The sequence below is a fragment of the Photobacterium sp. GB-36 genome, from assembly GCF_003026135.1.
Lineage (GTDB): Bacteria > Pseudomonadota > Gammaproteobacteria > Enterobacterales > Vibrionaceae > Photobacterium.
Genome location: NZ_PYNY01000009.1, coordinates 86,386 through 100,149 on the forward strand (window position 1 = coordinate 86,386; position 13,764 = coordinate 100,149).

13 protein-coding genes are annotated in these 13,764 nt (G+C 41.1%); 5 read left to right on the forward strand and 8 right to left on the reverse strand.

All coding sequences use genetic code 11. From position 1 onward, the window contains the following. Positions 1–16: 16 nt before the first annotated feature. From recJ to xerD, 3 genes are all read right to left on the reverse strand, one after another. Positions 17–1,741: a single-stranded-DNA-specific exonuclease RecJ gene (gene recJ / locus C9J46_RS10640; protein WP_107207254.1), complete on the reverse strand. Its 1,725-nt coding sequence runs from the start codon at positions 1,739–1,741 to the stop codon at positions 17–19. A gap of 114 nt (positions 1,742–1,855) precedes the next feature. Further along, a complete protein-coding gene (gene dsbC / locus C9J46_RS10645; protein WP_107207253.1) occupies positions 1,856–2,584 on the reverse strand; it encodes a bifunctional protein-disulfide isomerase/oxidoreductase DsbC in 729 nt (242 codons plus the stop codon). A gap of 160 nt (positions 2,585–2,744) precedes the next feature. Continuing rightward, positions 2,745–3,641, reverse strand: a complete 897-nt coding sequence (xerD, locus tag C9J46_RS10650; RefSeq protein ID WP_107207252.1) for a site-specific tyrosine recombinase XerD — start codon at positions 3,639–3,641, stop codon at positions 2,745–2,747. Between the two features lie 214 nt (positions 3,642–3,855). On the opposite strand from xerD, the gene fldB reads away from it, so the two are divergent. Then, a complete protein-coding gene (fldB, locus tag C9J46_RS10655) occupies positions 3,856–4,377 on the forward strand; it encodes a flavodoxin FldB (RefSeq protein ID WP_107207251.1) in 522 nt (173 codons plus the stop codon). Between the two features lie 74 nt (positions 4,378–4,451). Here the strand turns inward: fldB and brnQ are convergent, their stop codons facing one another. Next, positions 4,452–5,765 (reverse strand): branched-chain amino acid transport system II carrier protein, encoded by a 1,314-nt coding sequence (gene brnQ / locus C9J46_RS10660; protein ID WP_107207250.1) that lies wholly within the window; start codon positions 5,763–5,765, stop codon positions 4,452–4,454. Between the two features lie 397 nt (positions 5,766–6,162). On the opposite strand from brnQ, the gene C9J46_RS10665 reads away from it, so the two are divergent. Further along, positions 6,163–6,885, forward strand: coding sequence for a tRNA1(Val) (adenine(37)-N6)-methyltransferase (locus C9J46_RS10665; protein ID WP_107260524.1), 723 nt, complete (start codon positions 6,163–6,165; stop codon positions 6,883–6,885). A 193-nt stretch (positions 6,886–7,078) separates the two neighbouring features. Beyond that, the gene (gene srmB / locus C9J46_RS10670) at positions 7,079–8,329 is read left to right on the forward strand and encodes an ATP-dependent RNA helicase SrmB (protein ID WP_107207248.1); all 1,251 of its coding nucleotides are present in this window, start codon (positions 7,079–7,081) and stop codon (positions 8,327–8,329) included. Positions 8,330–8,410: 81 nt separating this feature from the next. Here the strand turns inward: srmB and yaaA are convergent, their stop codons facing one another. Next, positions 8,411–9,184: a peroxide stress protein YaaA gene (gene yaaA / locus C9J46_RS10675; protein WP_107207247.1), complete on the reverse strand. Its 774-nt coding sequence runs from the start codon at positions 9,182–9,184 to the stop codon at positions 8,411–8,413. A 103-nt stretch (positions 9,185–9,287) separates the two neighbouring features. Continuing rightward, positions 9,288–10,715: a sodium:alanine symporter family protein gene (locus C9J46_RS10680; RefSeq protein WP_107207246.1), complete on the reverse strand. Its 1,428-nt coding sequence runs from the start codon at positions 10,713–10,715 to the stop codon at positions 9,288–9,290. 444 nt (positions 10,716–11,159) lie between these two features. On the opposite strand from C9J46_RS10680, the gene C9J46_RS10685 reads away from it, so the two are divergent. After that, the gene (locus tag C9J46_RS10685; protein ID WP_005369686.1) at positions 11,160–11,342 is read left to right on the forward strand and encodes a DUF3545 family protein; all 183 of its coding nucleotides are present in this window, start codon (positions 11,160–11,162) and stop codon (positions 11,340–11,342) included. A gap of 71 nt (positions 11,343–11,413) precedes the next feature. Here C9J46_RS10685 and ung read toward each other — a convergent pair whose 3' ends face one another. Together ung and nfo are read right to left on the reverse strand one after the other, a co-directional pair. After that, positions 11,414–12,076 carry a uracil-DNA glycosylase gene (gene ung, locus C9J46_RS10690; protein WP_107207245.1) on the reverse strand — a complete coding sequence of 221 codons (663 nt, stop codon included), beginning with the start codon at positions 12,074–12,076 and terminating at the stop codon, positions 11,414–11,416. A gap of 92 nt (positions 12,077–12,168) precedes the next feature. After that, positions 12,169–13,023: a deoxyribonuclease IV gene (nfo, locus tag C9J46_RS10695; RefSeq protein ID WP_199187070.1), complete on the reverse strand. Its 855-nt coding sequence runs from the start codon at positions 13,021–13,023 to the stop codon at positions 12,169–12,171. Between the two features lie 316 nt (positions 13,024–13,339). Between nfo and grcA the strand changes: the two genes are divergently transcribed. Then, the gene (grcA, locus tag C9J46_RS10700) at positions 13,340–13,717 is read left to right on the forward strand and encodes an autonomous glycyl radical cofactor GrcA (RefSeq protein ID WP_107207244.1); all 378 of its coding nucleotides are present in this window, start codon (positions 13,340–13,342) and stop codon (positions 13,715–13,717) included. Positions 13,718–13,764 lie beyond the last annotated feature (47 nt).

Here is a 13,764-nt window from a genome sequence, read left to right on the forward strand (position 1 = left end):
AAAATGAAAATAATACTTATTTCGCGTTCAAATGTTCAATCATCAATTGCACACTGCGATTGCCTCGGTATTCATTAACATCTAAACGGTAAACCAATTCAACTTGTTGAACCGATGCATCAGGCCAACGTTTCACATCAACATTAAAAGCAATCGCATCAATTACGCTACCGCCACTTAGCGGCTCTACCATCATCTTAAGGTGTTTCCCGCCCACTAACTTTTGATGCAATAATCGGAAAGTACCATCAAAGGCTGGCTCAGGAAATTGTTGTCCCCAAGGACCACCAGCACGAAGAATTTCAGCCACATCTAGGTTTAATTCATGACTGCCTAACTCACCATCTGTCATCAATACCCCTTTTAGCGCTTCTTCATCAAGTACATTACGAACCACCGCATCAAAAGCTTTACTAAAAGTATCTAATTTATCTTCAGGGATAGTAAGTCCTGCCGCCATCGCGTGACCACCAAATTTCAAAATCATCCCAGGATTTTGGGTATCGACCAGATCTAGCGCATCACGCATATGTAATCCAGGAATTGAGCGACATGAGCCTTTAATTTCACCGTTCCCCGCATCGGCAAAAGCAATCACAGGACGATGATATTTATCTTTAATACGTGAGGCTAAAATACCAATCACACCTTGGTGCCAATCGCGCTGGAAGAGCACTAAACCATAAGGCATATCTTGCTGATTAAACTTCAAACGCTCACAAATCGCTAAGGCCTCATCTTTCATGCCCAGCTCTATTTCTTTTCGAGTCTGATTTAAGCCATCTAGCTCTGATGCCATACGACGCGCTGATTGAATGTTGTCACACAACAGGAGTTCAACCCCAAACGACATATCATCTAATCGTCCTGCGGCATTAATGCGAGGCCCTAAGGCAAACCCTAAATCACTGGTCACTAAACGCGCCGGATCGCGATTGGCAACCTCAATGAGCGCTTGAATACCAGGTCGACACTTACCCGCACGAATACGTTGTAAGCCTTGATGCACTAAAATACGATTATTGCCATCAAGTGCAACGACATCAGCAACAGTTCCCAGTGCGACTAAATCGAGTAATTCAGCCAGATTAGGCATGGCGATACCTTGCTGTTCAAACCAACCTCTCTGACGTAATTCAGCGCGCAGTGCCAGCATGAGGTAGAAAGCTACCCCGACACCACACAGCGCTTTAGATGGAAACCCACACTCATTAAGATTTGGGTTAACAATCGCATCAGCGATCGGTAAACAATCGCCTGGCAAATGGTGATCGGTAACTAATACGGTCAAGCCTTTTTCTTTCGCTACCGCAACGCCAGCAATCGAAGAAACTCCGTTATCCACGGTCATAATCAGCTCTGCGCCACGTTCAATGGCTTGTTCAACCACTTCAGGGCTCAGGCCATATCCATCGTCGAAACGGTTAGGTACTAAATAATCAACATTTTTACAGCCGAGCATACGAAGCGCTAGCACAGATAATGCTGAACTTGTTGCGCCATCAGCATCAAAATCACCAACAATGATAATTCGTGTGTTTTGCAAAAGCGCATCCACTAACAACTGAACTGCGCTAGTCATACCATGAAGCTGATTGTAATTAAGTAGCCCCTTGGCACTACGCTCTAACTCAGCATCATTTTTGATCCCACGGCTAGCATAAATACGTTGTAAGATCGGAGGGATTTGATCTGAGAACCCCTCAGTATCTGCTAAAGGGCGACGTTTAATTTCAATCATAATCAGGCTTCTTATCAGTATTATTATCTTTTCATAGTAACGAAATAGCCTATAACAAAAAAGCCTGAACATAATGCTCAGGCTTTCTATTATTCCATCATCTACGACGCTAAATTAGCTTTTTGGTTGGCTATCAAGTAGCTGACGTAATGCTGCAGGCGGCTGATAACCAGGGATCATCGTACCATCAGCGAGAATAATAGCAGGCGTACCGTTCACACCCATTGCAACACCAAGCTCGTATTGTGCACGCACTAAATCTGGACGAGGTGTGATCTTACTTGTATCAAAATTGCCACTCTTCGCATCATCCATCGCTTTTGCACGATCTTTAGCACCCCAGATCGCACTCATTTGATTAAAGTTGCCAGAACGCTCACCACCACGAGGGAAGGCTAAATAACGAACAGTAATGCCTTCATCATTATAACCTTTGATATCATTATGTAATTTACGACAATAGCCACAGCTTGTATCGGTGAACACGGTAACGACATATTTTTCGTTCTTTGCAGGATAGACAATCATGTCTTTTTCCATCGCTGCAATTTTATCCTTGTTCATTTTTGCCATTTTTTGCTCTGTTAAGTTAACAGGCTGCGCACCATTATTTTCGTATAAGTGACCAACGACAAAATACTTACCATCATCAGAAGCATAAACAATGCCACGCTCTGTCATAATTTCATTTAATCCTGAAATCGGAGACGCTTCAATCGATGAAGGGGTTAAGCCGACTTTCGCAAGTTGCTGACTAATCGCCGCTTCATCTGGCTTCGCTGCCGCTGAAAAAGCCGTTAAAGCAACCGCTGTTGCCACAATTGTTCGGCTGATAAAGTGCATTTAATTTATCCTTAATTAATGATGATACTCTCAATCTTTATGAGACCTAATTCATCGTAAAATAGTTTCAAACTTTCTACTCTCATTTGCTAGGCAAGAATAAGTCAACTCTAACGGAACGCAAATAGTATTCACGAATTTACCTAACACTCTCTCACAATTATGCGCGAGGATGGTGAGTTTGGTGTAATTGTTTTAACCTTTCCGTTGCAACATGGGTATAAATTTGTGTGGTTGATAGGTCACTATGTCCAAGCAACATTTGTACCACACGAAGATCAGCACCGTAATTTAATAAGTGCGTTGCAAAGGCGTGACGCATCACGTGAGGTGATAATGTTTCTGCATCAATTCCCGCTAAAACAGCATAGTGTTTAATCCGATGCCAAAACGTTTGACGGGTCATTTGTCTTGCTCGACGACTCGGAAATAACACATCAGAGCTTTTTTCTCCCAGCAGTTGCGGACGCCCCGTATCAATAAATTGTTCAATCCAATCGACAGCATTTTCTCCCATCGGGACTAATCGCTCTTTATCACCTTTACCAGTAATGCGAACGACACCTTGGCGCAAGCTAATATTTTCCATAGTTAATGTCACAAGCTCGGTTACACGCAAGCCTGTTGCATACAACAATTCAAGCATCGCTTTATCGCGCAGTTCAATCGGATCATTAACATCGGGTGCTTCTAATAACGCATCCACTTGTGCTTCACTTAAATCTTTGGGTAAGCGTTTGGGTAATTTAGGTGTCACTAGCATCGCACTCGGATCGTCATCACGCATCTTTTCACGATGTAAATATTGAAATAAACGGCGAATAGCAGAAACCATACGTGCACGTGAGGTTTGCTTATAATCTTTATCAAATAACCATTGTTGATAACGCTGTAAATCATCAACTGAAACACTGATGACATTACGTGATTCTTGTTTTAACCAGCGTAATAGCTTGGTTAAATCATTGCGGTAAGACGACAAGGTATTTTCAGATAATCCTCGCTCCATCCACATCGCATCCAGAAAACGTTCGATAATAACGTCATCGTTTTCCATTTTTCACTCCAAAATCTGTGTTAGCAAAGCTTCAACACATGGATAAAAACACAGTACTTTCATTCATCATAGGATATTTTAAAGCAAAAGTAACGAGGCTTATTACAACAGACAATAAGTGAAAAAATATCGGATGCTTTTATTCACTTTATTGAGCTTGTAAGGTCATTACAGGTACACTCAAACAATAAATAAAAATACTAGGATACTCAGCATGAAAATCGGTTTGTTTTATGGCTCAACCACCTGCTATACCGAAATGGCAGCAGAAAAGATCCGTGATTGTATTGGTCCCGAGCTGATTGAACTGCGTAATATTAAAGAAGCAGACATCAATGAGATGAACCAGTTTGATATGCTTATTTTAGGTATTTCAACCTGGGACTTTGGTGAACTGCAAGAAGATTGGGAAGCCGTGTGGCAGCAGCTTGATGGATTACGTTTAACCAATAAAACCATTGCATTGTTTGGCTTAGGCGATCAAGAAGGTTACACCGAGTGGTTCCTTGATGCGATGGGAATGCTGCATGACAAGCTATTAGAAGCAGGCGTTCAATTTATTGGCTACTGGCCCAATGATGATAGCTACCAATTTGAAGCATCAAAAGCCCTTACTGACGATAAACAATTCTTTGTCGGTCTTGCGCTGGATGAAGACTCACAATACGAACATTCCGATCAACGTATCACCCAGTGGTGTGAGCAAATTATGCTTGAGTACGCCGAAACCTTGTGAGCAATCACATTGCATATATCAACAAAAAGGGATGCACATGGCATCCCTTTTCTATGTCTATCTCAACAGTGAATTTACGCTAACTTATCTTGTGGCCCCATCGCTTTGCCACCGACAAAGCGCGTGATCGCAAGCGCAATCAAAGTCGGTAATACCCAAGCCATACCATAGTTAAATAGTGGTAAATCACTGAACATTGATACATCAAACTTCAAGTATTTCGCCACATCAATCATGCTAAAGATAAAAGAAACCAACAACACAACACGGTATGCTAAACGTGGATTCGGTAACCATTTACGTACTAAGGTTAATGCGACCAGTGCAATCGCAACTGGATACAAAGCAAATAACACAGGTACAGATAACGCGATCAACTGGTTCAAACCCACATTGGCTACCACCGCACAAATTACCGCCAAAATCACCGCCCACTTTTTGTAAGACAGTGACGTTAAAGAGCTGAAGTAATCTGCACATGCACTGATCAAACCGATCGCTGTCGTTAAACAGGCAAGTAAAACAATTGCAGATAGGATCACCTGACCCGGCGCACCAAATAACGCCATCACATAACCAGTTAAGATAACGCCACCATTAGCCGCATTAGGTGCAATCGCTGTACTGGTCGCGCCTAAGTAAAATAATGAGATATATACAAAGGCTAAGCCTGCTGCAGCAATAAGACCGGCGTAGATCAGGTAGGTACAGGTTGTTTTTTCATCACTAACACCTTTACTGCGGATCACATCAACAATCAGCATACCAAACATCAAGGCCGCGAAAGTATCCATGGTGTTATAGCCTTCAAGGAAACCTTTCGTAAACGCCTGTGTTACATACTCACCTTGCGCTGCAACAATCGAACCTTGTGGATTTACAAATACTGCAATAGCCAGTATAGCCAATACGATAAACAGTGCAGGTGTTAAGAACTTACCAATCATGTCGATCAGCTGGCCACGAGACCAAGCAAAAAAGAGGGCGACTGCAAAAAAGATCACAGAAAAAGTCGTTAAGCTTGCTTGACCAGCATCTGCCGCCATAAATGGTTTTACTGCCATTTCATAAGCGACTAAACCTGTTCGCGGCGCAGCAAAAGCAGGACCAATAATAATAAAAATCAGCACCGCCATTAACGTTGCTATTTTTGAGGGTAAATCACGGGTTAACCCCTGCCAGCCACCACCTGCCATTGCAACGGCAATAATGCCAATTAAAGGTAGACCAACGGCTGTAACTAAAAAGCCAAACATGGCCGAAAGCATATTTTCACCGGCAAGTTGACCTGCTAATGGTGGAAAAATAATATTCCCAGCACCAAGAAAGAAAGCGAAAGTCATAAAACCTAACGCTATAATGTCTGTTACTTTGAGTGTCTTTTTCAAACTGCACCTTCCACTCTTCTTATGGGTTACGTGTTGTGTTTTTATAATTATCCACGTTGATTACAAAATTAAACATATATAACCAACGAAAACATAATGGATAAAAACAGCATTCTTGGCAATAGTGTAGAAATAAACACCACATAATACATAAACAAAGCATTAAAACCAAAACATACAACCAACAAAGACAATAAAAATAGAATATAAAACCAACTAAACACAAAAGATTAAAATATAAACAAAAATCAAACATAGTAGTTAACTATGTCAAAACAATAAAAGCGCAATAACCAAGCCGTTGTGATGATTAGTGTTATAACCATTACGGTTAATCGTTTATTCCATATTTAGCTCAAACTACTTAGCTCAAAACACAAGAAAAGGGAAAATAGCCATGTCACGCGGCTTTAGCTTTAAACAATTTCACGTCAATGATTTAGGCTGCGGAATGCCTATCAGCACCGATGGTGTATTGCTAGGAGCATGGGCAGCTATGCCTCGACAAGGTAGAGTGGTGGATATTGGTACAGGCAGTGGTTTATTAGCACTCATGGCTGCACAGCGGACAAGCACGTTAGCTTTACCTATTACTATCGAAGCTATCGAAATCGATCCACAAGCCGCAGCGGCAGCACGCCAAAATTTCACAAATTCACCTTGGCATCCACGCTTACAGTGTATTGAACAAGATGTCACTGAATGGCGACATACACAGCCCCCTAATAGTATTAATGCGATTGTGTGTAACCCCCCTTATTTCAATTTTGGTCAGCAAGCAGAGCAATCACACCGTGCTACTGCTCGACATACCGATACATTTAGCCATCAACAGCTACTTAAAACGCTTCAATGGCTTCTTACAGAAGAAGGGATCGCCAGTATTATCTTGCCAAGTTACGAAGGACAGCGTTTAATTGAAGCCGCTGCTGAATATCATTTACATTGTATTGAACGTTGTGATGTCCAAAGCACCGAGAAAAAAGCACCGATTCGATTACTTCTACAATTGAGTAAAAAGAAACAAACCTGTTATTCATCTCACCTTTGCATTCATAACAATGGTGATTATTCAATTGAATTCAAAGCATTAACGAAAGATTTCTATCTGAAAATGTAACCGAATACGACATTTATATCCCCTGTAAACGTTGTAATAATCATCAATGATTAAAGTTTTTATGTTTTAATCGGTGTCACTTACGCCAAGAGTGGCTATAATGCCGCCCCTTAAATATTAATACCCTTGTTGTTATTCTTTGTAATTGGCATACGATAATGACACATAGCATTTGTCTTGGGAGAGATAACTGGTGAGAGACTTTTCCGAATTAGAGTTAGATAGCGAGCTGTTACGAGCGATTGAAGAAATCGGCTATAGCCGCCCAACAGTGGTTCAAGCGCAGGCTATCCCTCATGCCCTTGACGGTAAAGATGTAATGGCTTCTGCGCCAACAGGGACCGGAAAAACAGCAGCCTTTCTTCTACCGATGATCCAACACTTGCAAGATTTCCCACGCAAAAGACCGGGACCTGCACGTATTCTGATCTTAACGCCAACGCGTGAACTTGCCATTCAAGTTGCCGATCAAGCAAGAGCATTAGCAAAATATACAACACTAAAAGTATTTACCATCACAGGTGGTATCTCATATGACGAACATGCCGAAATGCTGGGTAAAACTCAGGATATCGTGGTAGCAACACCAGGTCGTCTTATGGAGTACATTGAAGCTGAGAAATTTGACTGTCGTGCTATCGAGTGTTTGATCCTTGATGAAGCCGATCGCATGTTAGACATGGGCTTTGGTAAAATTGTTGAGCGTCTTAACCATGAGTGTCGCTGGCGTCGTCAAAGCTTATTGTTCTCCGCTACCTTAGAAGGTAAAGGTGTACGTGAGTTTTCAGAAACAATTTTGAATGAGCCTGTTGAAGTAAATGCAGATCCTTCTCGCCGCGAACGTAAAAAGATCCACCAAATGTACCTTCGTTGTGACAATATGGATCACAAGCTTGCTCTGTTAGAAAACATCATTAAAGAGCAAGCTGAACGCACGATCATCTTTGTCAAAACACGTGAGCGCCTAGCTGTACTTCGTGGTCAACTAGAAGCCATGGGCATCCCTTGTAACTGGATCCAAGGTGAAATGGCACAGGCTGCACGTACAAACATGATCACTCGTTTTCGTGATGGTGTTGTGAACGTATTAATTGCGACAGACGTTGCTGCACGTGGTATTGATTTACCTGATGTTAGCCATGTGATCAACTTTGATCTACCTCGTACAGCTGAAGTTTATGTACACCGTATTGGTCGTACTGCACGAGCGGGTAAGAAAGGAACGGCAATCTCCTTGGTTGAAGCACATGATCAAAGCATGATCGAACGTATCAGCCGCTACATGAAAGAAGAAGTGCCAGAACGCTTTATTCATGGCCTACGTCCACAGACCAAAAAAGCAAGCACTGCCAAGAAAAAGAAAAAAGTGAGTAAAAAAGTAAAAGAAGCGAAAGCGAAAAAGAAAATCAAACAAGCGGCAAAAAAAGGCCAAGCTAAATCGTAATTTCTCTTTTACCACATAGATAAAACAACAAGGCCAACTTTCACGAGTTGGCCTTTTTCATTTAAAAACAATTACTTATCACTATTGTTCTTCACGCTTAAATACGAATTCTTTCGCTGTTGATTCTGCTTCAACAAAATAATAACCCGCGGTATCAAATTCTTTTAAAGCTTCAATCGATGTGATTTGATTATCAAGAATGTAACGCGCCATCATGCCACGGGCTTTTTTGGCGTAAAAGCTGATCACTTTATAATTACCGTTCTTACAATCTTTAAAAACTGGTGTGATAAGTTGAGCATTCAACTTCTTCGGTTTCACCGATTTAAAATATTCGTTAGATGCAAGGTTGATCAGAATATCATCGCCCTGCTCTACTAATGCTTGGTTCAATTTATCGGTAATGATATCACCCCAAAATTGATACAGATTAGTACCGCGAGGGTTCGCTAATTTCGTCCCCATCTCTAAGCGGTAAGGTTGCATCAAATCTAATGGACGCAATAAACCATATAAACCCGAAAGCATACGTAAATGCTGTTGAGCATAAGCAAACTGTTGTTCCGTCATGGTTTCAGCCGCAAGACCAGTATAAACATCACCTTTAAAAGCCAATATTGCCTGACGAGCATTGTCTTGCGTAAATTGTGGCTGCCACTCAGCAAAACGAGCTGCATTCAAACCTGCAATTTTATCGCTCACTTTCATTAAGCTCGCAATATCCATTGGCGTTAACTCACGACATACATCAATCAGTTCAGCAGAGTGATCCGTTAGCTCTGGCAAAGTATAGGTTGATGTTACCAATGGCGATTCATAATCAAGGGTTTTAGCGGGGGAAACCACAATTAACATAAGGCTTTTTCCTTTAAAGTCTGACTTGAAAAGATTATCACTAAACAACAAAAAAGCCACTTAGAAACTAAGTGGCTTTGGTTATTTCAGTAATAGGCGTTCACTATGATTTACTCTTATCCCAAATGCCTTCTTCTAACTGGGCATGAAGCTCTGGGTAATCATTACTATCAAACGTCGGCACCTTACCCAGCGATAACTGTTTATTGTAATCAGTAGCCAACTTCACCACAGTGCCTGACAGTAAAACAATCGCGACTAAGTTAATCAGTGCCATCATTCCCATTGAGACATCGGCCATTGCCCATACCGTTGGCAGATCAGCTAACGCCCCAAACATCACCATAAAGAGCACCACAACACGAAAAATATTCAAGCCAATTTTATGGTTATGCTCAAGAAAAATAAGGTTGGTTTCAGCATAGGAATAATTAGCAACGAGCGATGTAAACGCAAAGAAGAAAATTGCAACGGCAATAAACACAGAGCCCCAATCGCCGACTTGCGAGCTCAAGGCACGCTGAGTTAACTCAATCCCTGTCACTTCACTATGGGGAACATATTCGCCAGACATCAAAATAATCGCGACAGTGGATGAACAGATCACCATTGTATCCATAAATACCCCCAGCATTTGCACATATCCCTGCGAGGCAGGATGGGGCGGATAAGGTGTTGCAGAGGCTGCCGCATTCGGTGCCGATCCCATGCCGGCTTCATTTGAAAATAAGCCACGCTTTAACCCATTAATCATTCCTTGCGCGATGGTATATCCCAGTGCTCCCGATGCCGCTTCTTCTAGACCGAAAGCACTGCGAAAAATCATCATGATAATATCAGGCAGTTTTTCTATGTTGATCGCCATAATATAAAGGGCAAGCACCAGATAACATAATGCCATTGCAGGAACTAAAATTTCCGCGGTTCTTGCAATCGTACGCAAACCACCAAAGATGATCACTCCAGTCATGATCACAAGCCCAATACCAACATATATCGGTGACCAGCCAAAAGCGACATGAGCCGCCTGACTTATCGAGTTAGCTTGAACCGAGTTAAACACTAAGCCAAAAGCAATGATCAAAAAGACCGAGAACATAACGCCCATCCAGCGCATGCCTAATCCTTTTTCCATATAATACGCAGGACCACCACGATAATTACCATCATTATCGCGGGTTTTATAAAGCTGAGCTAATGCACTTTCTGCAAAAGCAGTCGCCATACCAAGCATAGCAATCAGCCACATCCAAAAAATCGCGCCGGGGCCACCCAAAGTTAAGGCCACGGCGACTCCCGCCATATTACCTGTGCCGACTCTAGCCGCTAAGCTCGTACATAATGCTTGGAAGGAAGAAATTCCGGCACTGTCTGATTTGCGACTGTTTTTCATCACCTTAAACATATGTCCAAAATGACGGAACTGGATAAAGCTCAAACGGTAGGTAAAGTAAATACCGACTCCTATCAGTAAATAAATTAATACCGAGCCCCAGAGTAAGTCATTTAAAAAGGTAATTTGGCTAGACAAGTGGGTTCCTTCTACAACACCGTACGTATCGAATAAATAATGGCAATGGATGTGGTATCCACCCAAGCTGCGCAAACTAAATCATTACAATTTAGTAACCAAACAGAGTGATTACACATGGATATTCCCTCTCTTATTTTTGTAAGTCTATTATGAGGGGATATATCAAAAAAATTTCATTCATTATCACATGAAATACACTAAGGGTATATTTTTTAAGTAAATATCTAAAAACTCCCCACTAAATCCAAACATAAATAAAGCCTAATCGCGAGTTGTTTTCTTACATTTTCGGTCATAAAAAGGATATATTTGACTTTTAGTACATAAAAATTTCATCTTTAAGCAACAAATGAGAAACAGTTCAATTTTACTCTACCCCATAGTGTGATAATTAATGACCTTGTAGCTTATATTTAGCTAGATCATAGGAAGAGGTGCTTTATGGATAGCTTTGCATTTGATGATATGTTCACCACAGAAACCGTCTCTCGTCGCTCTCGAGCAAAACCTGAAAAACGTAAATGGCGTGAAATCGAAGCCTTAAAAGATCGTCAACGACTTCGTCGTGAACTTCAAGATATGGATATGTGCGGTAGTTACAATGCCGATGAATTCGACTTTTAACAGACAGTTCCAGACTAAAAAAACAAAACGCCAGCATTTTGCTGGCGTTTTGTTTTTAGAAATAAATTCACTTATAGCTGCCAATTAATCACTGATTTCCCCATTTCAGCGAGTAACTGATTGGTTTTAGAAAAATGCTGACAACCAAAGAACCCCCGGTATGCAGATAACGGTGAAGGATGCGCTGAATGTAAAACATGATGACGCTCGGTATCTATCTTTTTACCTTTTTTCTGAGCATGGGCGCCCCACAGTAAAAAGATCACTCCCTCTGTATTATCATTAATGTACTCAATCGCACGATCGGTAAATGTTTCCCAACCAATCTTAGCGTGAGAATGCGCGCTCCCTTGCTCTACTGTTAGGACGGTATTAAGCAATAAAACACCTTGCTCTGCCCACGGCTGTAAATAACCATGTTCAGGTACTACAAAGCCTTCAATGTCAGTGGCTAATTCTTTATACATATTCGCCAATGACGGTGGCGTTTTAACCCCTGGAAGTACAGAGAAACTTAATCCATGAGCTTGCTTTGGCCCATGGTAAGGATCTTGTCCTAAAATCACGACCTTGGTGTTCTCTAATGGCGTAGAAGTGAATGCATTAAAGATATCTTGTTGAGGAGGAAATACCACTTTTCCTGATGCACGAGCAGCGTCAACCGCCTGTTCAATCCCAGAAAAATACGCTTGTGCTCGTTGTTGCTCGATAAATGTAGACCAGCTAGCGGTCATAAATACTTCCTCATCAATAGAATTTACTCAGTAAGAATATCAAAATCAGATCACAAGCGAGATAAATAATCGACGCCTTCATTTATAGCCACTTATTTTTGAGCGGCAAAATCTCGCAATGTCGCAATCTCTTGATGCCAAATATCAGGATTAATCGTTTCTAAAATAAGAGGCATATGATTAAAACGATCATCTTGCATGATATAACGAAAACAATCCCAACCGATCGCTCCTTCACCTAGACTATGGTGGCGATCTAAATGACTCCCTAAATCACCTTTGGAATCATTTAAGTGCATCCCTCGGAGATATTGCATTCCAACAACGTCATCAAATTCAGCAAAAGTTCGATCAGTTGCAGTTTCAGTGCGTAAATCATATCCCGCCGCAAAGGTATGACAGGTATCAATACAGACACCTACCCGTGTTTTATCTTCAACTTGATCAATAATTTCTGCCAAATGTTCAAACCGCCAACCTAAATTTGAACCTTGTCCCGCGGTATTTTCGATCACTGCAACCACATCACTGACTTCTTTATGCGCAAGATTTATGGACTCAGCAATCAATTTTAAACACTCTTTTTCAGAAATTTTTTTTAAATGACTCCCCGGATGGAAGTTCAAAAGGTGCAATCCAAGCTGTTTACAACGCGACATTTCATCAATAAAAGCAGCACGCGATTTTTCCAACTTTTCAGCCTCTGGTGCACCTAAATTAATCAAATAAGAGTCATGTGGCAAAATAGCATTGGCATTAAATTCTAATTGAGAACAACGCGCTTTAAATGCCGCTATCACATCGGCCTCTAACGGCTTAGCCACCCACTGACGCTGGTTTTTAGTAAACAGGGCAAAAGCATTCGCACCAATTTTGTCAGCATTTACTGGCGCATTAAATACACCACCAGCAGCAGAAACATGAGCACCAATCAGTTTCATAACAATTTTCACCTTATTCATGTCATTTGGCATTTCAAGCCAAAGAGAAACATTTAACAAACATTATAATTACAATTACACTTCAATAATGTTGTAAAAATACAACATTATTGAACTAAACTATTTTTTATCGCTTAAAATTTGTTGTTGATTAACCCTTAAAATGGCGTTAGATTGACTTAGCTCAATAAAACAGCCCTACTTTATTTAAGGTTTTTTGTTGTAATTTGATCTAGATCAATACACAAGTAGCCGTGCTGAGTTATAGCGTTAAAGACTCAGCAAAAAGATTAAATTAACACCACTTTCTCGGAGATAAGTTATGATTACTGGTATTCAAATTACTAAAGCTGCAAACGACGATCTACTAAACACTATTTGGATCCTAGACAGCGAAACAAACGAAGCTCGTTGTGTATGTGCACTATCTGGTTTTGAAGCTGACCAAGTTATTGCTCAATCAGATCTAGGTGACATCGAATACCGTGAGCTAGCTATCGAAGCACCAGCAAAAATCGAAGGCGGTCAGCACCTAAACGTAAACGTTCTTAAGCGTGAAACATTAGAAGATGCTGCTAAGCACCCAGAAAAATACCCACAGCTAACAATCCGTGTTTCTGGTTACGCTGTACGTTTCAACTCACTAACTCGTGAACAGCAACAAGACGTTATCGCACGTACTTTCACTAGCAGCCTATAATTTCCTGCTAGCTTGCCTTATTAAGTACGTAACAATAAAAAAACGGC